Below are 20571 nucleotides of genomic sequence, written 5' to 3' on the forward strand. Positions count from 1 at the left end.
CCTACCAGAAGGCACCGTGCCCCCGATGCCCGCCCCTGGACAGTCCGCCGTCAGTCGCGAGGGCGGGCGTCGGCCGAGGTGTAGCCGCACTTCGCTGCGAATCCGAGGAGATGATCCAGCAGACCGGGGAAGCGCGCCTCCAACTCCGCCAGACGCAGGGAGTTGTAGCAGCGCGTGCCCTCGGACCGCACCCATAGCACGCCTCCCTCGCGCAGGACCTTGAGGTGGTGGGTCATCGTCGACTTGGCTAGGGAGCCTCCGAGTTCACCAGCAGTGCGCTCCCCGCCGTCCGCGAGCGCGACGGCGATACCCAGCCGGGTGGCGTCGCTCAGCGCGAACAGGACGTCGGGCAGGCAGACGTCTCGGATCTCCGGGTGGAAGTAGTGGCGCACCCCTCAAGAATCGCACAACCGCTCACCCGGCCTCCTGGTCCGCCCCTTGCCATACCTGGCCTGAATGCATTGCTCCCGCTTGCCCTGCCACGCCCAACTCCGCAATGTACCTATGTACCGGATGCTTCGAACAATGGGGAATCAGTGAAACTCGTCTACCTGCTGGGCCTGGGAGCTTTCGCGCTCGGACTCGACGCCTACGTCACCGCAGGCCTACTGCCCGCCATCGCGGATGACTTCGATGCGACCGTCTCCACCACCGGTCAGATGGTCACCGCCTTCACCCTGGCATACGCCATCGCCTCCCCGATCTTCGCCACCCTCCTCTCCGCCTCGCGCGTCCGCACCGGGCTACTGGCCTCCCTGGCCGTCTTTTCCCTCGCCAACGCGGGCTCCGCGCTTGCCGCTTCGCTGCCCGTACTGCTGATCACCCGAGCCCTCGCGGGCGTCGGCGCCGGCCTCTACCTCGCTCTCGCCGCGGCGGCCGCCGCCTCGCTTGTCGACCGCGAACGCCGGGGCCGCGCCCTTGCCGTCATCATGGGCGGCATGAGCTCGGGCACCGTCCTCGGCGTGCCCGCGGGCGTATACATCGCCCAGCACACCAGCTGGCGCGCCACCCTGTGGCTGGTCACCGGCATCGGCATCGTCTCCCTCATCGGGCTGATGCTGCGACTCCCGCAGCTCCCAGCCACCGAAACGGTGAGTCTGCGCCAGCGCGCCCAAGTAGTGACCGACCCCCGAGTCGCCTCGGTCGTGGGCGTCTCACTCCTCGCCGCCGTCGCCAGCCTCGGCCTCTACACCTACTTCGTCCCCGTCATGGCCACCGGCGCCATGGGCAGCGTGGACAACATCACGCCCTACCTCTGGGCGTGGGGCGTCGGCGGCGTGCTCGGCAGCATCCTCATCGGCTCACTCGTCGACAAGGTCCGCCGACCGGCCACCCTGGTCGTCGGCATCCTGGTCATCCTCACCCTCAGCCTGCTCGCCTTCCGACTCACCGCCTCCATCACCCCGCTGCTGGCCCTGCTTCCCATCGCGATCTGGGGCGCGGTCGGCTGGGCACTCCAAGTGCCCCAGCAGAACGATCTGCTGGCCGCACGCGGTGAACGCGGCGGCCCGGTCGCCGTTGCCCTCAACGAATCTGCCCTCTACCTCGGCAGCGCCATCGGCTCGGGCCTCGGCGGTGCCGCCTTCGCCTACGGCTGGAGCGGCTCGGTCCTTCCCCTCTGGGCAGCGGGATTCGCCGCCGCCGCACTACTGCTCCAGCTCACCGCCGTACGCGCCGCGGCCAGGAAGGCCTCCCCCGCCGTCGCACCGAATGCCGTGATCGCGGCGACGGGCGCGACGGACTGACCGCGCGGCTCCTGCCCGCCGGGGAGAGCCGCCAGTTCGCGCCGGTCCTCCCACGCTGCCCGGGCAGTCGTCGGCCACCGAGCAGCCCCTCTCTCCGCTCGTTGGCCGACGACGAGCTGCTCCCTCTCAGGAGCGCTTTCAGAATGCTGGGAGTCTGCGGGCGAGGTTCATGCAGTGAGTGAGTTGGAGGAAGGCGTTGTGGATGTCGTCGCGGGCTTCCCATCGGGTGCGTAGGGGCGCGGTCCATGGAAATGGGAGGTGGTGGCTTCGGCTACCCATCGGGTGCGGCCGAGGCCTGACAACAGCGGGCGGTGCTCGGGGTGATGTTCTGCTTCCTTCTCCTCCAGCCCGTAGCGCTCGGCGATTCGGCCTGAGGCATCGGTCCGGTACCTCAGGCCAGCGCATGATCGCCTATACAGCCGAGCCCGGCTCGCTGTCGGAGGCGGCACTGCGACTCGTGGGCAGCGCGACGGCTCCAGCGGCCCGTACCCGTCGCCGACACGGGTTGTCCCCGTCGGGCAGGTCGGCCCGTCCGGCCGATGGTCGAGCAGGCCACGGAAGCGCGGGGCGAAGCGAAGCCAGACCGTCTGCCTATTTCCGAGCCAGAGCCCCACAAGCGGCGTCGTGAGTGTCAGCACCGGCTGGTCCCTATGCTCGCCGTCAGCGGCCCGGCACCAGTGCCCTCGTCGGGCTCGGCACGCCGAAGTCCGTCAAGGGCTGCGTACTGGTTACCACGTCGACGCGATGCGATCTCGCGTACAAGGCCAAAGCCAAAGAGAACTTCGGTTCGCTGGTGGTCGTGCTCTGAGCGACTGCTGACAGGTAGCGCAGCAACCTCGGCGTCACTCTCATCCGGCCTTGAAGGAGTCGGAGATTGGCGATGCCGCACTCCGCCTCCAGGCGGACCGTCTCGTCTCGGTCGGGTTTCTCGACCAGTCCCACCATCCTCTGCACCGGCCCCTCACCAGTACAGACGATCACTCCGTGGCTGCTTGCCGCGCTGGCGTCGAATAGTGCGGCCAGAACCGCCGGGATGACCGACGGAGTCGCTGTGACGAGCGTGGACAGCGCTGTGTGGGTGGGGTCGACGTTGTCAGCAAAGACCACGTAGAACTCCCCCGTGCGCAGGTGTTCGGAACCGTTCAACACGGAGGTGACATCGGCGGCCCGCTCGATCCTCCTCGACCCGGCCCCGTGCTGACACGTCAGCACGGCTGCCAGAGTCGTTGCGAACGCACTTCAGGCAGGTCAGCGACGTGCTATCGGCTCACTTTGGTGACGAAGAATTTCGTCCCCGCAAGCGGATCTCCTACCTCCGTCTCAGCCCACTGGGGAAGCAGCCCAGGCTCTGCGGCGAGCCGGGAGAGCAGGTCGGTGATGTCATCTGGACTCGCGTTGGTGAGCCTGCACTCCAGGACGGGTTCTCCTGTGGCACTGCTGTACTCGTCTTCTCCCTCCTCAGCCGGGTTGTCGGGCTCCCAACGGCAGATCTCGATGCTCCAGGCTCCCGCGTCCTCCCCGTCCGGCTCCGGAACACGGATGGTCAGGAAGAGGTGGTTCGCGTTATGCGGCTCAGCGAAGATCTCCGGGTACTCGACTGAGAAGAACCCCGAGCCGGCATCCGCGGTTGAGCTCTGTTCGAAGGCAGTGACCAGTACCCGCAGATTCGCCACGGCATCCGCGCGCTGCTCAGCGGTGAGGCCCTCCTCTTGGCGGTCCAGCTGCTCGCGTGCCGTGGTGCTCAGCAGCGGCGATCCGCCTCCATAGGGAACGAACGGCTGCTCGTGGTCCCAGCTGCGCCGGTTTCCTTCCGGTGCAGGGATTGCCTCCGTGGATTCGGCAAGTGTGTCGCGCAGCTCGCGCGCTTCCGTTTCGAGCTCCGCCTCGACCGCGACCCGGACCGGCTGCGGTACGGCGGCAAGTGCATCATCCAGATCAGCCAGCGCCTGATGAAGCTCCAGGCAGACCGACTCGTACCACAGGCTGTGCGCTCCGCTGAGGAGATCGGCACGTGCAGTCCGATCGGTGAGCGCCGCCAGATGTTCCGTGGGATAGCTGGCTACACGCCGCTCACGCTCATCGAAGATGCTTACCGGGACGGTGGCGAGAGCAGAGATCCGGTTGAGCGCCTCAACGACCGGAGCCGCGAGGTCGGGACTGTCGAGGCTTGTCACGGTCGACGACCCGACATCGCCGCCGTCCCGGTAGACGGCCAGGATCTGCGTCTTCCCGCGGTTGGCGTGCTGACAGTAGATGGTCATGCGGCCACCTTCCAGCCACCGGGACACAGCGATCCCGGCAACCAAGGAGTTGGATAGGGAAGGAGGCGGTGGCCCGTGCCGACGCTCCGTGCCTCGAAGAGATCAGCGGTGGCTCAGGTCCTATCCCGAGCTCCCTGCCTACGCTCAGGCTAGCCACCATCCACCTGCCACGACAACCCACAATTTCGGCGAGGTGAACCAACTCCCGTCTTCTGCACGAGGTTTCGCCAGCCGGTGCGGGCGGGATGGGACCGTTCGGTGAATGTGAGGGGTTTCAGCCGAGGTCATCAGCACCTACAGGGACTACCCTCACCCGATGTGCCCGCCCACCGGGCAGACCGCGACGTCGTAGGGCCGGACGAGCCGCTCGGAGATGAAGTCGGCGTTGGTCCCCCAGTCCGGGCGGAGCCGCCGGGCGAGGATCAGACCCGTCACGCGGACTGCGCCCGCCTGCCGCAGGGCCGCCGCAGCGGACTGGAGGTGGCTTCCGGTAACCCACGTGTCGTCAACGAGCACGATGTGCCGACCGCACACCGCCTCATGGTCCGATACAGCGAAGAAGTCGTGCTGGAACACGCGCCGCTGATCACTGTCTCCCCGATCGCCCGCAGCGGCTGACAGTGCAACAGCCGGGAGCCGGGGGAGCAGGTAGGCCGCCAGGGTTTCCAGCGGATGCGGCGTCGGCCGGCCGCCCAGCGAGGGCACCACCGCGAACGCATCCACCGGCCCGAACCGTCCGGCGTCCAGGCACGCGCGGTGCATGACGCCGAAGTGCGCGGCGAGACCCGCCGTCCGCATCCACGAGGGATTGGCCGGGCCCGGCGAGGCGGCCTTGTAGCGGTGCATGTCCCAGTCGGACTGGCTGCCCGCGACGGAGTACGCGACGAAAACGGCCCTGTCCGCCGTCTCCGCACCAAGCTCCTGCGCCTGACGGCGATGCGCCGCACATGCGGAACACAGCGCCCCGCCATCAGCCAGAGGACCCGCGCACACTGCACAGATGCCGCGGGCAGCACGGACAGGTGCCAGGAAATGATCGGTGAACCGAGTACGGGCGATGATCTCGGCAGACCGAGCAGCCCTGCCATCTCCCGAATGCCGCGTCACGGCAGGTCGACGAGGTCCCGCAGCAGCCGGTCCATGTCCGCCGGGCGACGCACGATCTCATCCAGCACCGCCAGGGCCTCATCGACCGCGTCAGCGACGTGGACATCGGGCCGGTCCAGCAGCTCACGCGCCCAGTCGTTCCCCTCAAGCGCCGAACGCAGCAAAATCACCGGGCGGCCGTGCTCGACCGCCTTACGCGCCTGGATACGCGTACCGCTGCGCGGCCCCGCCGCCATGATCACCGTGGCCAGGCAGTACGCCGACATCGTGCCGTTCCGCCGCGGAAACGTCGTCTTTGACGGCGGAGTCTCCGGCCAGAACGGCGACAACACCAGCCCCGACGCCACAACCCTGCGGTGCAGGGCAAGATTCTCCGGCGGGTAGGCGTGATACACGCCAGTACCAATCACGCCGACCGCCCGCCCACCCGCATCCAGCGCAGTCGCGGTCGCAGCCGTATCGATCCCCGCCGCCAACCCGGACACCACACTCAGGCCGCGCGCAACGAGACCCTCGGCAAGAGCGGCCGTCCGAGCAAGATCACGCTGCGCGGCGCTGCGCGAGCCGACCACGGCCACCCCGGCATCCCCAGGACGCGCTTCTCCACGGGTGAAGACGAGCCCAGGGGCGTCGAAAGCACTGCTCAGCTGGTGCGGATAGTCCGCCTCGGTCAGCGCACGCACCCCGATCCCCTGCGCCGCCCAACGCTCCAACTCGGCCCGCGCAGCGGGCAGCTCCTCCTGAACAGGGCCGCCGAAGAGAGACTGCTGCTCCTCATCGAGGAGCCGAGAGGCGCTACCGGCCTCCATCACCCGCGCCACGGCCTCGCGCTCCTGCCGCTCCGTACGGGCACGCCGAAGCAGTACGACCATCGCCGCCCGCTCGTCCTCCCAGCGCTCCTGCATACGTCCGACGATACCGCCCACCCACGACAGCAACCCTGAAACGGACCGCTGCCCTCTCAGGCCGCCCCCTGTCACTCTGCGCAAAGACCGGGAGCCCGACAGGGGAGAAACAACCGCCCCGAACCCCATGAACAAAGGCCACGCATACCGCGTGTCAGCACCACCGTGCTGACACGTCAGCGCGGGAAATCGGGACAAAAACACCCCTCTAATCGCGTTTCCGCAGATCAGAGGGGTGCATATGTGTGGAGCCTAGGGGAGTCGAACCCCTGACATCTGCCATGCAAAGACAGCGCTCTACCAACTGAGCTAAGGCCCCGTCCCCGACCAGGGTACCGGCTACCGGACGGCATTCCCGACCGGGTATCGCTCGCGCGTACCGCGCTCCGTAGGATGCACCGCAAGATTCGCGGCAGCGAAGCGAAGGGGAGAGCGAGATGGACGCAGCACAGCAGGAAGCCACCGCCCGCGCACGAGAGCTACAGCGAAGCTGGTACGGAGAGCCGCTCGGGGCGCTCTTCCGCCGTCTCATCGACGATCTCGGCCTCAACCAGGCCCGCCTCGCGTCCGTGCTCGGTCTCTCCGCCCCGATGCTGTCCCAGCTCATGAGCGGTCAGCGGGCGAAGATCGGCAACCCTGCTGTGGTCCAACGCGTCCAGGCCCTCCAGGAGTTGTCGAGCCAGGTCGCGGACGGCAGCGTCAGCGCCGCCGAGGCCGCGGACCGCATGGAGGAGGTCAAGAAGACCTCGGGCGGCTCGGTGCTGAACACCACCCAGACCACCGCGAGCAGCGGCGCCCCGACCGTACGGCGCGTGGTGCGGGAGATCCAGTCGCTGCTGCGCTCCGTCGCCGCGGCCGGCGACATCATCGAGGCGGCGGACACACTGAGCGCCTCCCACCCCGAACTGTCGGAGTTCCTGCGGGTGTACGGCGCGGGGCGGACCGCGGAGGCGGTCGCGCACTACGAGGCGCACCAGAGCTGACGACCGGAAGCCGACCGGGAGCTGACCGGGCCGAGGTGGGGGTGGGCACAGCGCGATGGGTGAGGTCTTCGCCGGCCGGTACGAGCTGGTCGACCCGATCGGGCGCGGCGGCGTGGGCGCCGTCTGGCGCGCGTGGGACCAGCGGCGACGGCGCTACGTGGCAGCGAAGGTACTGCAGCAGAGCGACGCGCACACCCTGCTGAGATTCGTACGGGAACAGGCGCTGCGCATCGATCATCCGCATGTGCTGGCGCCGATGAGCTGGGCGGCCGACGACGACAAGGTGCTGTTCACCATGGATGTGGTGCGCGGCGGCTCGCTGGCCCATCTCATCGGGGATTACGGCCCGTTGCCGCCCGTCTTCGTGTGCACGCTGCTCGACCAGCTGCTGTCGGGGCTGACGGCCGTACACGCCGAGGGGGTCGTGCACCGCGATATCAAGCCCGCCAACATCCTGCTGGAGGCGACCGGCACCGGCCGCCCGCACCTGCGGCTCTCCGACTTCGGCATCGCGATGCGCAAGGGCGAACCGCGCCTCACGGACTCCAACTTCGTCATGGGCACGCCCGGTTACTTCGCGCCGGAGCAGATGCTGGGCGAGGAACCCGACTTTCCCGCCGACCTCTTCGCCGTCGGCCTCGTCTCCCTCTACTTGCTCACCGGCCGCAAACCGGACGCGGAAGCCCTCGTACAGCTCTTCCTCGACCACGGCATGCCCAGCGCCCCTTCGGAGGTGCCGGAACCGCTGTGGCAGGTGATCGCCCATCTGCTGCAGCCGGACCCGTACGCGCGGTTCCGTACGGCTACGGGGGCGCGGAAGGCGCTGACCGCCGCGGTGGAACTGCTGCCGGAACCGGCCTTCGACGAAGAGGTCATCGAGGTCTTCGACCAGCTCGGGCCGCTGCCCGCGGGGTTCGGACCGGACGGCCCGGAGCGGACGGGACGAACGACGCAGACGGCACAGACGGCACAGACGGAGAACCGGGCAGATCGAACAGATCCGGGCACAGAAGCGGGACCGCGGGGCGAGGCGCCGACGCCCGAGTCCGCCGCGCCGGGCCCCTCCATGTCCGATACGGGCAGCTTCCCTTTCCCACTTCCGGGCTCCACGGCTTCGCAGCCCCGTCCGGCACAGCAGGCACAGCAGACACAGCAGGAGCGGCAAGCACAGCCCAGCCGGCAACAAGCGCAGCAGGGTCAGCAGCAGCCACCGGAACAGTCACAGGAACAGCAGCTCCCACACCCCCCGCCCCACGCACCCCACACTCCCCAAGCCCCCCTGCCGCCCGCCTATCCCCCCACCCGCCCGTACTCCTCGCCGCGGCCCGCCACGCCCTACCGGCACGCAGCCGCCCGTAAACGCCAACCGGGACCGCCCCCGAAGGTCGCCGTCCCGGTCGTGATCGTCGCGCTGCTCTGCCTGGCCGTGGGCATCTGGGCGCTCTCCGTCAGCTGATTCACATCAGCAACGAATCAATTCACGTGAGCAAACACCATGTGGAACGATTCCGGGCCGCCCGCGGGAGCGATCTCCCCCGACAACGGAAACGGGGCCCCGACCGCCTCAGCGGTCAGGGCCCCGTCCGGGGTAGTCGTCTCACACACCCGAACCTGCGGGCACGGAGTCGGTCGCCTCCGTCCACAGATCCTGCTCGGCGCGATCCGCCTGGATCTGGCGGTACACGAGGAGACCGCCGATGGCGGCCAGGGCGACCAGGAGAAGCTTCTTCACCGCGCGACCTCGTCTTTCATTGACGTAGGGGACCTTCTGGTGGCCGATGATACACACCACCCGATATCGATCGGTGACCTGCGTCCTCCGTCAACTGCGCACCCGCACAAAATGAATCGGCCGGGCCGGGGAATTCCCGTACAGGCCGGTCAGGGCCGGTTGGGGCCGGCGGGCCCCGAGCCCGCGCCCGCCCGCTCTCCGAGGAGGCGCAATTGAAAATGCACATGCCAGATCAGTCGGCGCCCCACATTTGCCGATGCTCACGACGGACGCTCACTTTCCATGATGGAAAATAGATGGCATGGTGGAAAGAGGAGACTGGCGGAGATTCCGGCGGAGGACTCGGGAGTACGTGATGGAGCAGCACACCACCGGCGAAGAGCCGACCGGAACCACCTCGCCGCCCCCACCGCCCCCTGTGTCCCTTGCATCCCCCGCGTCCTCCGCGACGCCCCTGTCGCCCGAAGCCGCGACGCGTGCCCTGCGGGACGTCGAGGACGCCCGGACGCGGGCCCGGTTCCAGGCCCGTACCGTGCCCGCCTGGTACGGGCCGGCGGCCGGCGCCGTGATCGCGATCTACATCATCCTCGCGCAACGGTTCCTGGAGTCCGGCAAGGTCGTCATCCAGCTATGGGTCGCGTTGCCGCTGGCCGCGCTGGCGGCCTTCGCGCTCAGGCGGATCGCACGGCGGAGGAGGGGCGTGATACCGCCTGACCACGAACCCTCCGAGGCCGAGCGCTGGAAGCGGATACTCACCATCCTGCTCCCCAGCTCCGTCGCCGCCTGCCTGTTGGGAGGCGCGTGCGCGGCCCTCGGCGGCAGCGCGCACGTCGCCGTCGCCGTCCTGGCCGTCACCCTCGGGCTCGGCTTCTGGGCCGGGTTCGCCTGGCGCAACATCGCGATCAGCCGCCGGCTGCGCGAGACGCGGCAACTGCGGGGCACGGCGTGACCGCCGATCCGCCGGAACCTCGGAGACCGCGGGTACCTCTGAGACCGCAGGCGCCCGCCCTTGACGAGACGCTGCACAACCCCACCCGGCTGGCCGTGGCGGCGTTCCTGTCCGCTTGTGCCGAAGCCGAGTTCGCGGTGGTACGCGACCACTGCCAGGTATCCGACTCGGTGCTGAGCAAGGCCGCCTCGGCCCTGGAAGCCGCCGGATACGCGGAGATCCGCAAGGGCTATGTCGGCAAGCGGCCGCGCACCTGGCTCTCCCTCACTCCTGAGGGGCACCGCTCGCTGACGCAGCACGTCACGGCCCTCCAGGAGATCGTCTCCGCCGCCCGGGACGCCAGCGCGACCGTACAGACCCCACCGGCCGAGCCGTAGCCGCAGACGCAGCCGCACAGCCGCTGATCCCCCACCGCCGAGCTCGTACAGGTCGGCACGCAGCAAGCGGAGCAAGCGGCACGCGACGCACGCCACACGGCGCCGCACACGCCACCACCCGCCGCTACGTCTCGACAGCGAGTATGCGACCGGCGGTCCGTCCGAACCGAGCCCGCTCAGCAGCCGGCAGGCCGCTGGTCAGCGCCTCAAGGCGACGGGCGACATCGGCGCGGAAGGCCGCCTCGGTCTGCCGCCCCTGTTCGGTCAGTTCGACCCGGGAGGCGCGTCGGTCACCGGGCACCGCCACCCGCCGCACCAGGCCACGTCGCTCGGCCCGGTCCACGAGCCCGGTCACGCTGGCCCGCTCGACTTCGAGCAGAACGGCCAGTTCGGTCATGGCGGGGGTACGCCCCTTCAATACACCCAGCAGGCGGGCCTGCCCCGGCGAGGTGCCGTGCTCGGCACACGCCTGCTCGACGGCTGCCTGCACCCGGAAAGACAGTTGCACCAGCGCATCCGTCAGCGCCAGGCCCTCGCCCTCGCCCTCGCCCTCGCCATCACCCTTGTCCATGCACTCCTCCTCGTTCACCGCGCCCGCCCGGCCCCGAAGGCAGAAACTAAGGCACCCATATAGTATGGGTAACTAAGTAGAATGGTTCAATCCGACCATCCAGACAACCGCTCCCTCAGGAGTCCCCCATGTACGCAGCTGTCGTCACCGCTTTCGGCCAACCGCCCCGCTACCAGCCCTTCCCCGACCCCAGCCCCGCCGACGGCGAGAAACTGATCAGGGTTCTGGCGGCGGGCCTGCACCCCCGCGTCCGGTCCGGCGCGGCCGGCACCCACTACACCAGCGACAACACCCTGCCCTTGGTCCCCGGCTTCGACGGCGTCGGGCTCACCGAGGACGGCACCCGGGTCTTCTTCGGCGGCCTCAAGGCCCCCAACGGCAGCATGGCCGAATATGTCGCCGTCCCCGCCGACGCCCTGGTCGAGCTGCCGGACGGAGTCGACGACGCCACGGTGGCCGGGGCGATGAACCCGGCGATGTCCGCCTGGCTCGCCCTCACCCGGCGCACGCGGCTCAAGCCCGGCGAGAACGTACTGGTCCTGGGTGCCACGGGCAACGCCGGACAGATGGCCGTACAACTCGCCCGCCTCCTCGGCGCGAAGACCGTGACCGCCGCCGGACGCGACCCGCAAGCCCTGGCCAAGCTGCCCGGCATGGGCGCCGACCACACCGTTTCCCTCGCCGCGGACGACGACACCGTCGCCCGGCGCCTGGCCGAGACGGCGGCGGACGCCGACGTCGTGGTCGACTACCTTTGGGGCCACCCCACCGAGACCGCCCTCGCCGCCCTCGCCGCCGCCCGTACGGACGCCGCCCACCGGCTGCGCTGGGTGCACGTCGGCGCCATGGCGGGCGCGAGCATCACGCTCCCCGGCGCGGCCCTGCGCAAGACGAACATCGACTTCCGCGGCAGCGGCCAAGGCTCCGTCTCGCCCGCCGACATGCACACCGCCCACAAGGATCTCGCCGCCCGCCTCCCCACGGCCGGCCTCACGATCGATACGGTCACGCTGCCCCTGAGCGAAGCCGAAACCGCGTGGGCCGCTGCCACCCCCACCGGCACGCGCATGGTCCTGCTGCCCTGACGCCCGACTGGGAGGGGCCCCCTCGCACCCACCCCAAACCGACCGGTCGGCATACCGCCACCCCACCCACCCCCGGCCCTGGAGGAATTCCGGAGGAACAAGCTCCAAGCACGCAGAAAGCCCGGTCCTTCCATAGAAGGACCGGGCTTCCAGCCTGGCGTTATGCCTCTGTTGCTCTGTGGGGCTAACAGGACTTGAACCTGTGGCCTCTTCCTTATCAGGGAAGCGCTCTAACCGTCTGAGCTATAGCCCCGCGCTGCACCGAAAGATTAGCGCACCCAGGGCCAAGTCCCAAAATCGATAGCCGCCGCCCTACTCGTCCTCGGCGAGCGTGAGCTCCACGCCCCCCACGAACCCGGCCGACAGGTTGTAGATGAAGGCCCCCAGCGTCGCCAGCGCCGTCGCCAGGACCACGTCGATCACCGCGATGACCGACGTGAACAGCAGCACTCGCGGCAGCGACAGGAACGACTGGAGGTCGAAACCGCCGCCGTTGTTGGAGCCCGTCGCCTCGCTGATCGTCCCGCCGACGGTGGAGAAGACGCCCATGGCGTCCATCACCATCCACAGCACCGACGCCGCCACGATCGTGCACACACCCAGCGCGATCGACAGCAGAAAACTGACCTTCATCACCGACCACGGATCGGCTTTCGCCACCCGCAGCCGTGCCTTGCGCGTACGCGGCTCCGTACGGATACCGGTGCGCGGTTTCTTCACGCCGTGCTGTTCCGATCCGCCCGCGGCGCCACCACCCGTACCGCCTCCGGCACCACCGCCCGTACGCTCCGCCGGCGGCGCGTACGCCTGCGGCGGGTGGTACGGCTGCGCGGGCTGCTGCTGCCCCCGACGCTCGCCGGGCAGCGGCCCCGACGCATACGCGTCGTACGGCTGCGACCCTCGGGTGTCCGTCACGGTTCCCCCCTGGGAGTCTGCGGCAGCACCCCGGGCGCCGGCCGTATCGGTCGCGGGCCTGCCAGGCTTCCGCCCCCCGGCACCCGCACCGCCCGCCGCGGCGCCCGTGGCTCCACTCAAGACTTACTCCTCGGTCTCCTCGGCCGAAGGCGCTTCGCCCTCGGCCGCCTCGGGCCCGTCATCCGCGGCTGCGTCGGCCAACTCCACGACCTCTTCAGCCTCGCGACCGGCCTCGGCGTTCCTGGCGATGCCCACAACAGCATCGCGCTTACCCAGGTTGATCAGTTGGACGCCCATGGTGTCACGGCCCGTCTCCCTGACCTCGCTGACCCGCGTACGGATCACCCCGCCGCTCAGCGTGATGGCCAGGATCTCATCGCTCTCCTCCACCACCAGTGCGCCGACCAGCGAGCCGCGAACCTCCACGATCTTGGCGGCCTTGATACCCAGACCGCCGCGACCCTGGACGCGGTACTCATCGACATTCGTACGCTTCGCGTAACCGCCATCCGTAGCGGTGAAGACGAACGTACCGGCACGCACCACATTCATCGAGAGGAGCTCGTCGCCCTCCCGGAAGCTCATCCCCTTGACGCCCGAAGTGGCGCGCCCCATGGGACGCAGAGCTTCGTCCGTGGCGGTGAACCGGATCGACTGCGCCTTCTTGCTGATGAGAAGTAGATCATCTTCGGAGGAGACCAACTCCGCGCCGATCAGCTCGTCCTCGGTCCCGTCCTCCGCCTCCCGGAGGTTGATCGCGATGACACCACCCGAACGCGGGGAATCGTAGTCCTTGAGCGAAGTCTTCTTCACCAGGCCCGACTTCGTCGCCAGGACCAGGTACGGAACCGCCTCGTAGTTCCGGATCGCCAAGATCTGCGCGATCTGCTCGTCCGGCTGGAAGGCGAGCAGGTTGGCCACGTGCTGGCCCCGCGCGTCCCGGCCGGCGTCCGGCAGCTCGTACGCCTTCGCCCGGTACACCCGGCCCTTGTTGGTGAAGAACAGCAGCCAGTGGTGGGTGGTGGAGACGAAGAAGTGGTCGACGATGTCGTCCTGCTTCAGCTTCGTGCCCCGCACGCCCTTGCCGCCGCGCTTCTGCGAGCGGTAGTCCTCGCTCTTCGTCCGCTTGACATAGCCGCCCTTGGTGATCGTGACGACGATGTCCTCTTCGGCGATCAGGTCCTCGATGGACATGTCGCCGTCGAAGGGCACCAGCTTCGAGCGCCGGTCGTCGCCGAACTTGTCGACGATCGCCTGGAGCTCCTCGCTGATGATCTGCCGCTGCCGCTCCGGCGAGGCGAGGATCGCGTTGTACTCGTTGATCTTCGACTGAAGTTCGTCGTGCTCAGCGGTGATCTTCCGGTGCTCCAGCGCGGCGAGGCGCCGCAGCTGCATCTCCAGAATCGCGTTCGCCTGGATCTCGTCGATCGTCAGCAGCCCCATCAGGCCCTCACGCGCGATGTCGACGGTGTCACTGCGCCGGATCAGCGCGATGACCTCGTCGATGGCGTTGAGCGCCTTCAGCAGGCCGCGCAGGATGTGCGCGCGCTCCTCGGCCTTGCGCAGCCGGAACCGCGTCCGCCGGACGATGACCTCGACCTGGTGCATCACCCAGTTGCGGATGAACGCGTCGATCGACAGCGTGCGCGGCACCCCGTCGACCAGCGCCAGCATGTTCGCGCCGAAGTTCGTCTGCAGGTCGGTGTGCTTGTACAGGTTGTTCAGCACGACCTTGGCGACGGCGTCCCGCTTGAGGACGACCACCAGCCGCTGGCCCGTACGCGAGGAGGTCTCGTCCCGTACGTCCGCGATGCCGCCGACCCTGCCGTCCTTCACCAGGTCGGCGATCTTCTGCGCGAGGTTGTCCGGGTTCACCTGGTACGGCAGCTCGGTGACCACCAGGCACTGCCGGTTCTGGATCTCCTCGACCGCCACGACCGCGCGCATCGTGATCGAGCCGCGGCCCGTGCGGTACGCCTCCTCGATGCCCTTGCGGCCCACGACCAGCGCACCGGTCGGGAAGTCCGGGCCCTTGATGCGGTCGATGAGCGCTTCGAGCAGCTCCTCCGGCGTCGCCTCGGGATTCGCCAGATACCACTGGGCGCCCTCCGCCACCTCGCGGAGATTGTGCGGCGGGATATTGGTCGCCATGCCGACCGCGATGCCCGCCGAACCGTTGATCAGCAGGTTCGGGAACCGGGCCGGCAGCACCGTCGGCTCCTGGTTGCGGCCGTCGTAGTTGTCCTGGAATTCGACGGTCTCCTCGTCGATGTCCCGGAGCATCTCCATGGCCAGCGGCATCATCTTGCATTCGGTGTACCGCATGGCCGCGGCCGGGTCATTGCCCGGAGAACCGAAGTTGCCGTTGGAATCGACCAGCGGCATCCGCATCGACCAGTGCTGCGCCAGGCGCACCAGCGCGTCGTAGATCGAGGAGTCGCCGTGCGGGTGGTACGTACCCATCACGTCGCCGACGACGCGCGCGCACTTGTAGAAGCCCTTCTCGGGCCGGTAACCGCCGTCGTACATCGCGTAGAGCACGCGCCGGTGCACGGGCTTCAGGCCATCGCGCACATCGGGCAGCGCACGCGAGACGATCACGCTCATCGCGTAGTCGAGATACGAGCGCTGCATCTCCGTTTCGAGCCCGACGGGCTCGACGCGCATTCCCACGCCTTCCACGGCGGCGGGCTCGCCCTCCGGGGTCACGGAACCCACGGGAATGTCAGGTGTCTCGTCGGCCATTGCTGTTCAAAGTCCTTTCGAGCTGCGGCTGGAAAATCCCCTGGCGTATCGCCGGGGACATGCCGGCAGGGCTCAGATGTCGAGGAAACGGACGTCCTTGGCATTGCGCTGGATGAACGAGCGCCGAGCCTCGACGTCCTCGCCCATGAGCACCGAGAACAGGTCGTCCGCCTGCGCCGCGTCGTCCAGGGAGACCTGGCCCAGCACGCGGTGGTCGACGTCCATGGTGGTGATGCGCAGCTCCTCGGCGTTCATCTCGCCGAGGCCCTTGAAGCGCTGGACCGAATCGTCCCTGATCCGCTTCCCGTTCTCCCGGCCGAGCTGGATCAGCGCGTCCCGCTCGCGGTCGGAATACGCGTACTCGAAGTCGTCCCGGCCCCACTTGATCTTGTAGAGCGGGGGGCGCGACAGATAGACGTGACCCGCCTCGACCAGCGGCCGCATAAAGCGGAAGAGGAAGGTGAGCAGCAGGGTGTTGATGTGCTGGCCGTCGACGTCGGCGTCCGCCATCAGAATGATCTTGTGATAGCGGAGCTTCTCGATCTCGAAGTCCTCGTGCACACCGGTGCCGAACGCCGAGATCAGCGCCTGGACCTCGGTGTTCTGGAGGATCTTGTCGATCCGGGCCTTCTCCACATTGAGGATCTTGCCCCGGATCGGGAGGATCGCCTGGTACTGCGGATTACGGCCCGACTTCGCCGAGCCGCCGGCCGAGTCGCCCTCGACGATGAAGATCTCGCACTTCGTCGGATCGTTCGACTGGCAGTCGCTCAGCTTGCCCGGCAGAGAGGCGCTCTCCAGCAGCCCCTTGCGCCGCGTGAGATCCCGCGCCTTTCGCGCCGCGACCCGCGCCGTGGCCGCCGTGATCGCCTTGCGGATAATGTCCGCGGCCTCATTGGGATTACGGTCGAACCAGTCCGTCAGGTGCTCGTGCACCACCCGCTGCACAAAGGTCTTCGCCTCCGTGTTGCCCAGCTTCGTCTTCGTCTGGCCCTCGAACTGCGGCTCGCCGAGTTTGATCGAAATGATCGCCGTCAGACCCTCGCGAATGTCCTCGCCGGTGAGGTTGTCGTCCTTCTCCCGGAGGAACTTCTTCTCCCGCGCGTAACGGTTGACCAGACCGGTCATCGCCGCACGGAAACCCTCTTCGTGCGTACCGCCCTCATGCGTGTGGATCGTGTTCGCGAAGCTGTACACGCCCTCGCTGAACTGGCTGTTCCACTGCATCGCGACCTCAAGGGAGAGCATCCGCTCCTTGTCCTCGGCCTCGATGTCGATCACCGTCGGGTGAATCAGCTCACCCTTGCGGGAATTCAGGTACTTCACGAAGTCGACGATGCCGCCCTCGTAGTGGTACCGGACCGTGAGCGGCTTGCCCTCCTCGTCGACGTGATCGGCGCGCTCGTCCGTCAGCGAGATGTTCAGTCCCTTGTTCAGGAACGCCATCTCCTGGAAACGCCGCGCCAGCGTCTCGAAGGAGTACTCCGTGGTCTCGAAGATGTCGCCGTCGGCCCAGAAGGTGACGGTCGTGCCCGTCTCCTCCGTCTCCTCGTTGCGCTGCAGCGGAGCCGTCGGCGTACCGAGCTTGTAGTCCTGGGTCCAGCGGTAGCCGTCCGTCTTGACGTCGACCGACACCTTGGTCGACAGCGCGTTGACGACCGACACACCGACACCGTGCAGACCGCCGGAGACGGCGTAACCGCCGCCGCCGAACTTGCCGCCCGCGTGCAGCACCGTCAGCACGACCTCGACCGCGGGCTTGCCCTCGGAGGGGACGATGCCCACCGGGATGCCGCGGCCGTTGTCGATCACGCGCACCCCGCCGTCCGGCAGGATCGTGACATCGATCGTGTCCGCGTGGCCGGCCATGGCCTCGTCGACGGAGTTGTCGACGACCTCCTGCACCAGGTGGTGCAGGCCCCGCTCACCGGTCGAGCCGATGTACATACCGGGACGCTTACGGACCGCGTCCAGACCCTCAAGGACCGTGATCGCACTGGCGTCGTACGACGGCTCGCCGCCGGCGGCGCCCGTTGGGGCCCCTTCTGTCTGGGGAACGGTGATGTTCTCGTTGGGGTTGCCGGAATCGGCCACGAAGCGCCCTTTCTGGCACAGCACAAGCCGTCGTCCCCTGCTTGCGGCGGGGATTCCCCGTTCCGGGGCAGGCAGGAGCGGCTGCGTCGTTCGACATGTTCCGCGAGTCGGCGGGATTGCTACCAGTCTACCGGTAGCGCTGACATGAATGGGGGTTTGGCGGTACCTGAGTCCTCATGTGCCGCCCTGAACCGCCAACCGCCGACTCCCTATATGTGCACCCGGCCTTCAGGAGGCTCACAGCGGCACTCAGCGCTTCGGGCTGTCAACCACCCGCTACCGTGAGCGGAGTCTCAGCCCCCACCCCCGTCTCACCCGTACGTATCCCCGGGACCACGGCTCCCCGGCGCCCGCAGCGGCCCGTACCGGCGCCCCGGCCCGCCGGGCCCCGACACCTTGATCAGCCGGACCGTGCCCTGCCCCAGATCCGCGTTCAGTCGAGCCACCAACTGCGGTGCCAGCAAACGGAGTTGAGTCGCCCAGGCGGTCGAATCGCACAGCACCGTCAGCACCCGGGCGTCCTCGTCGTACCGCTGCGGCTCGCAGTGCTGCGCCACCTCCGGGCCCACCATCTGCGGCCAGCGCCCCATCACGCCGCCCACCGCCGCGGGCGTCTCCCAGCCACGCTCCGTGATCAACCGGTTGATCGCCGCACCCAGCGGCAGGGGATCACGGCCGTCCGCACGCGCTCCGGAGCGCACGCCCCCACGCCGGGCCTGCCGCTTCTGCTGCACCGCGTTGCCCCGCGCCCGCGCCTGCTCCTTCGCCGCGCGCAGCGCCACCCGCGCCAGATCCACCCCGGACGGCTCCGGCGACGGGGGCGGGGACGCGGACGAGGCCGCCGACGGCTGTTCGGCGGACGACGAAGGCTGCCCCGAGGGCGACGGCCGCCCAGGGGACGAAGGCTGCTCCGAGGAAGACGACCGGCCCGGAGACGGCTGCCGGCCCGAGGACGGCTGCCGGCCCGAGGGCGACCGGGGCTGCGAAGAGGCGCCCCACGGCTGCTCACTCATACGCGCTCGACCACGCCCTCCGACACCGCGAACCGCGCCCCCGCCAGCACACCCGGCACATCGTCGCCCACCGCCGCCGTCACCAGCACCTGCTCACCCGGCGCGACCAGCTCCGCCAGCCGCTCCCGCCGCCGCACATCCAGCTCCGCGAAGACATCGTCCAGCACCAGCACCGGCTCACCGCCCTCGGCGCGCAGCAGCTCGTACGAGGCCAGCCGCAGCGCCAGCGCGTACGACCAGGACTCGCCGTGGCTCGCGTACCCCTTCGCCGGCAGCCGGCCCAGATTCAGCAGCAGATCGTCCCGGTGCGGGCCCACCAGCGTCACCCCGCGCTCGATCTCCTGCTTGCGCGCCCCCTCCAGCGCCGCGAGCACCAGCTCGAACAGCTCCTCCCGGCCCGGCGTCCCCGCCTCGCCAGGGGCCCCCGCGGGCGCCTCGGGAAGCGCGTCGCCCATCGAACCGCGATACCCCATCCCCACCGGGCCACCCCCCGGCGCCAACTGCTCGTACGCCTTGTCGGCCAACGGCTGCAGCGTCGCCACCAGATCCAGCCGCGCCGCCAGCAGCTCCGCCGCCGCCCGCGCCAGATGCTGGTCCCACACGTCCAGCGTCGACAGATCCAGCTGCCGGCCGCCGTGGCGGCGCGCCATCGCCGCGGTCTTGAGCAGCGTGTTGCGCTGCTTGAGCACCCGGTCGTAGTCCGAGCGCACGCCCGCCATCCGCGGCGACCGGGCCGTGATCAACTCGTCCAGAAAACGCCGCCGCTCGCCCGGATCGCCCTTGACCAGCGCCAGATCCTCCGGCGCGAACAGCACCGTACGCACGATGCCCAGCACATCCCGTGGCCTGACCTGCGACGACCGATTGATACGGGCCCGGTTCGCCCGCCCCGGATTCAGCTCCAGCTCGACCAGCTGCTGCCGCTCGTCCTGCACCACCTGGGCCCGGACGATCGCCCGCTCCGCCCCCATCCGCACCAGCGGCGCGTCGGAGGAGACCCGGTGGCTGCCGAGGCTCGCCAGATAGCCGACCGCCTCGACGAGATTGGTCTTCCCCTGCCCATTGGGCCCCACGAAAGCCGTGACGCCCGGATCGAGCGGAACCTCGACCCGGGCGTACGAGCGGAAGTCGGCCAGCGACAAATGCGATACGTGCATGGGTGCGCGCCGACCTCTCCCGGCTGCCTACTGCGTAGCTGAGCTGCTTACTTCGTGTTCTCGACGGCGTGGCCACCGAACTGGTTGCGCAGCGCGGCGATCATCTTCATCTGCGGGGAGTCGTCCTGCCGGGACGCGAACCGCGCGAACAGCGACGCGGTGATCGCCGGCAGCGGCACCGCGTTGTCGATCGCGGCCTCCACCGTCCAGCGGCCCTCGCCCGAGTCCGCGGCGAACCCGCGCAGCTTCTCCAGGTGCTCGTCGTCGTCGAGCGCGTTGACGGCCAGGTCGAGCAGCCAGGAACGGATGACCGTGCCCTCCTGCCAACTGCGGAAGACCTCGCGGACGTCGGTGACGGAGTCGACCTTCTCCAGGAGCTCCCAGCCCTCGGCGTAGGCCTGCATCATCGCGTACTCGATGCCGTTGTGGACCATCTTGGCGAAGTGCCCGGCCCCGACCTTGCCCGCGTGGACCGAGCCGTACTCGCCCTCCGGCTTGAGCGCGTCGAAGACCGGCTGCACCTTCGCGACGTCCTCGGCGGCGCCGCCGTACATCAGGGCGTAACCGTTCTCCAGCCCCCAGACACCGCCCGAGACGCCGCAGTCGACGAAGCCGATGCCCTTGGCCGCCAGCTCCTCCGCGTGCTTCTCGTCGTCCGTCCAGCGGGAGTTGCCGCCGTCCACGAGCACATCGCCGGGCGAGAGCAGCTCGGACAGCTCGTCGACGGTGGACTGGGTCGCCGCGCCCGCGGGGACCATGACCCACACCACGCGCGGACCCTTGAGCGAGTCCACGAGCTCATTGAGGCTCTGGACATCCGCGAGGTCCGGATTGCGGTCGTATCCGATGACGGTGTGGCCTGCGCGGCGAATGCGCTCGCGCATGTTGCCGCCCATCTTGCCGAGACCGACGAGACCGAGCTCCATCAGTGA

General features: G+C 68.9%; 19 protein-coding genes, 2 tRNA genes and 1 pseudogene. 6 read left to right on the forward strand and 16 right to left on the reverse strand.

The window, feature by feature from the left end; translation table 11 throughout:
- Nucleotides 1–50: 50 nt before the first annotated feature.
- On the reverse strand, nucleotides 51–392 hold the full coding sequence (locus AB0I22_RS01545) for a helix-turn-helix transcriptional regulator (RefSeq protein WP_363128562.1): 342 nt from the start codon (nucleotides 390–392) through the stop codon (nucleotides 51–53).
- Between the two features lie 144 nt (nucleotides 393–536).
- Here AB0I22_RS01545 and AB0I22_RS01550 point away from each other — a divergent pair, with 144 nt between their 5' ends.
- The gene (locus tag AB0I22_RS01550) at nucleotides 537–1745 is read left to right on the forward strand and encodes an MFS transporter (protein WP_363128563.1); all 1209 of its coding nucleotides are present in this window, start codon (nucleotides 537–539) and stop codon (nucleotides 1743–1745) included.
- 138 nt (nucleotides 1746–1883) lie between these two features.
- On the opposite strand, the pseudogene AB0I22_RS01555 reads toward AB0I22_RS01550, so the two are convergent.
- The 6 genes and pseudogenes from AB0I22_RS01555 to AB0I22_RS01580 form a co-directional block, all read right to left on the reverse strand.
- Nucleotides 1884–2044 (reverse strand): annotated as a pseudogene (locus AB0I22_RS01555) (IS5/IS1182 family transposase); the annotation flags it as partial.
- A 361-nt stretch (nucleotides 2045–2405) separates the two neighbouring features.
- Nucleotides 2406–2957 (reverse strand): hypothetical protein, encoded by a 552-nt coding sequence (locus AB0I22_RS01560; protein WP_363128564.1) that lies wholly within the window; start codon nucleotides 2955–2957, stop codon nucleotides 2406–2408.
- Between the two features lie 47 nt (nucleotides 2958–3004).
- Complete coding sequence (locus AB0I22_RS01565; protein WP_363128565.1) at nucleotides 3005–4006, reverse strand: hypothetical protein; 1002 nt, start codon at nucleotides 4004–4006, stop codon at nucleotides 3005–3007.
- A 309-nt stretch (nucleotides 4007–4315) separates the two neighbouring features.
- Nucleotides 4316–5113, reverse strand: coding sequence for a hypothetical protein (locus AB0I22_RS01570; RefSeq protein ID WP_363128566.1), 798 nt, complete (start codon nucleotides 5111–5113; stop codon nucleotides 4316–4318).
- Complete coding sequence (locus tag AB0I22_RS01575) at nucleotides 5110–6018, reverse strand: DNA-processing protein DprA (RefSeq protein WP_363128567.1); 909 nt, start codon at nucleotides 6016–6018, stop codon at nucleotides 5110–5112. Before AB0I22_RS01575 ends, AB0I22_RS01570 begins: the two co-directional genes overlap by 4 nt.
- Before the next feature lie 246 nt (nucleotides 6019–6264).
- Nucleotides 6265–6337 (reverse strand) — tRNA-Ala (locus tag AB0I22_RS01580).
- A gap of 118 nt (nucleotides 6338–6455) precedes the next feature.
- Here AB0I22_RS01580 and AB0I22_RS01585 point away from each other — a divergent pair.
- Together AB0I22_RS01585 and AB0I22_RS01590 are read left to right on the forward strand one after the other, a co-directional pair.
- Nucleotides 6456–7001, forward strand: coding sequence for a DNA-binding protein (locus tag AB0I22_RS01585; protein ID WP_363128568.1), 546 nt, complete (start codon nucleotides 6456–6458; stop codon nucleotides 6999–7001).
- A 55-nt stretch (nucleotides 7002–7056) separates the two neighbouring features.
- Complete coding sequence (locus tag AB0I22_RS01590; protein ID WP_363128569.1) at nucleotides 7057–8457, forward strand: serine/threonine-protein kinase; 1401 nt, start codon at nucleotides 7057–7059, stop codon at nucleotides 8455–8457.
- 141 nt (nucleotides 8458–8598) lie between these two features.
- On the opposite strand, the gene AB0I22_RS01595 is transcribed toward AB0I22_RS01590, so the two are convergent.
- The gene (locus AB0I22_RS01595) at nucleotides 8599–8733 is read right to left on the reverse strand and encodes a DLW-39 family protein (RefSeq protein ID WP_003958712.1); all 135 of its coding nucleotides are present in this window, start codon (nucleotides 8731–8733) and stop codon (nucleotides 8599–8601) included.
- Between the two features lie 355 nt (nucleotides 8734–9088).
- Between AB0I22_RS01595 and AB0I22_RS01600 the strand changes: the two genes are divergently transcribed.
- Nucleotides 9089–9682 carry a hypothetical protein gene (locus tag AB0I22_RS01600; protein ID WP_363128570.1) on the forward strand — a complete coding sequence of 198 codons (594 nt, stop codon included), beginning with the start codon at nucleotides 9089–9091 and terminating at the stop codon, nucleotides 9680–9682.
- Nucleotides 9683–9720: 38 nt separating this feature from the next.
- Entirely contained in the window at nucleotides 9721–10059 is a 339-nt protein-coding gene (locus AB0I22_RS01605; protein WP_363128704.1) for a transcriptional regulator, read from the forward strand.
- 124 nt (nucleotides 10060–10183) lie between these two features.
- Here the strand turns inward: AB0I22_RS01605 and AB0I22_RS01610 are convergent, their stop codons facing one another.
- A complete protein-coding gene (locus AB0I22_RS01610; RefSeq protein WP_363128571.1) occupies nucleotides 10184–10648 on the reverse strand; it encodes a MarR family transcriptional regulator in 465 nt (154 codons plus the stop codon).
- Between the two features lie 110 nt (nucleotides 10649–10758).
- Here AB0I22_RS01610 and AB0I22_RS01615 point away from each other — a divergent pair, with 110 nt between their 5' ends.
- A complete protein-coding gene (locus AB0I22_RS01615; protein WP_363128572.1) occupies nucleotides 10759–11715 on the forward strand; it encodes a zinc-binding alcohol dehydrogenase family protein in 957 nt (318 codons plus the stop codon).
- 179 nt (nucleotides 11716–11894) lie between these two features.
- On the opposite strand, the gene AB0I22_RS01620 is transcribed toward AB0I22_RS01615, so the two are convergent.
- The 7 genes from AB0I22_RS01620 to gnd form a co-directional block, all read right to left on the reverse strand.
- A tRNA-Ile gene (locus AB0I22_RS01620) sits at nucleotides 11895–11968 on the reverse strand.
- Between the two features lie 59 nt (nucleotides 11969–12027).
- Nucleotides 12028–12630 carry a DUF3566 domain-containing protein gene (locus tag AB0I22_RS01625; protein WP_363128573.1) on the reverse strand — a complete coding sequence of 201 codons (603 nt, stop codon included), beginning with the start codon at nucleotides 12628–12630 and terminating at the stop codon, nucleotides 12028–12030.
- Nucleotides 12631–12753: 123 nt separating this feature from the next.
- On the reverse strand, nucleotides 12754–15375 hold the full coding sequence (gene gyrA, locus AB0I22_RS01630) for a DNA gyrase subunit A (RefSeq protein ID WP_363128574.1): 2622 nt from the start codon (nucleotides 15373–15375) through the stop codon (nucleotides 12754–12756).
- 72 nt (nucleotides 15376–15447) lie between these two features.
- Nucleotides 15448–17493 carry a DNA topoisomerase (ATP-hydrolyzing) subunit B gene (gene gyrB, locus AB0I22_RS01635; RefSeq protein ID WP_363128575.1) on the reverse strand — a complete coding sequence of 682 codons (2046 nt, stop codon included), beginning with the start codon at nucleotides 17491–17493 and terminating at the stop codon, nucleotides 15448–15450.
- Nucleotides 17494–17780: 287 nt separating this feature from the next.
- Entirely contained in the window at nucleotides 17781–18266 is a 486-nt protein-coding gene (locus AB0I22_RS01640; protein WP_363128576.1) for a DciA family protein, read from the reverse strand.
- Nucleotides 18267–18478: 212 nt separating this feature from the next.
- Nucleotides 18479–19639: a DNA replication/repair protein RecF gene (recF, locus tag AB0I22_RS01645; RefSeq protein WP_363128577.1), complete on the reverse strand. Its 1161-nt coding sequence runs from the start codon at nucleotides 19637–19639 to the stop codon at nucleotides 18479–18481.
- Between the two features lie 47 nt (nucleotides 19640–19686).
- Complete coding sequence (gene gnd, locus AB0I22_RS01650; RefSeq protein WP_363128578.1) at nucleotides 19687–20565, reverse strand: phosphogluconate dehydrogenase (NAD(+)-dependent, decarboxylating); 879 nt, start codon at nucleotides 20563–20565, stop codon at nucleotides 19687–19689.
- Nucleotides 20566–20571 lie beyond the last annotated feature (6 nt).

This window comes from Streptomyces sp. NPDC050610 (genome assembly GCF_040654875.1).
In the GTDB taxonomy this organism is placed as follows: Bacteria; Actinomycetota; Actinomycetes; order Streptomycetales; family Streptomycetaceae; genus Streptomyces.

Coding starts and splice junctions, on each gene's coding strand:
- AB0I22_RS01565 (WP_363128565.1), bottom strand. CDS start 4,006: ATGACCATCTACTGTCAGCACGCCAACCGCGGGAAGACGCAGATCCTG.
- AB0I22_RS01575 (WP_363128567.1), bottom strand. CDS start 6,018: ATGCAGGAGCGCTGGGAGGACGAGCGGGCGGCGATGGTCGTACTGCTT.
- AB0I22_RS01585 (WP_363128568.1), top strand. CDS start 6,456: ATGGACGCAGCACAGCAGGAAGCCACCGCCCGCGCACGAGAGCTACAG.
- AB0I22_RS01590 (WP_363128569.1), top strand. CDS start 7,057: ATGGGTGAGGTCTTCGCCGGCCGGTACGAGCTGGTCGACCCGATCGGG.
- AB0I22_RS01600 (WP_363128570.1), top strand. CDS start 9,089: ATGGAGCAGCACACCACCGGCGAAGAGCCGACCGGAACCACCTCGCCG.
- AB0I22_RS01615 (WP_363128572.1), top strand. CDS start 10,759: ATGTACGCAGCTGTCGTCACCGCTTTCGGCCAACCGCCCCGCTACCAG.
- gyrA (WP_363128574.1), bottom strand. CDS start 15,375: ATGGCCGACGAGACACCTGACATTCCCGTGGGTTCCGTGACCCCGGAG.
- recF (WP_363128577.1), bottom strand. CDS start 19,639: ATGCACGTATCGCATTTGTCGCTGGCCGACTTCCGCTCGTACGCCCGG.
- gnd (WP_363128578.1), bottom strand. CDS start 20,565: ATGGAGCTCGGTCTCGTCGGTCTCGGCAAGATGGGCGGCAACATGCGC.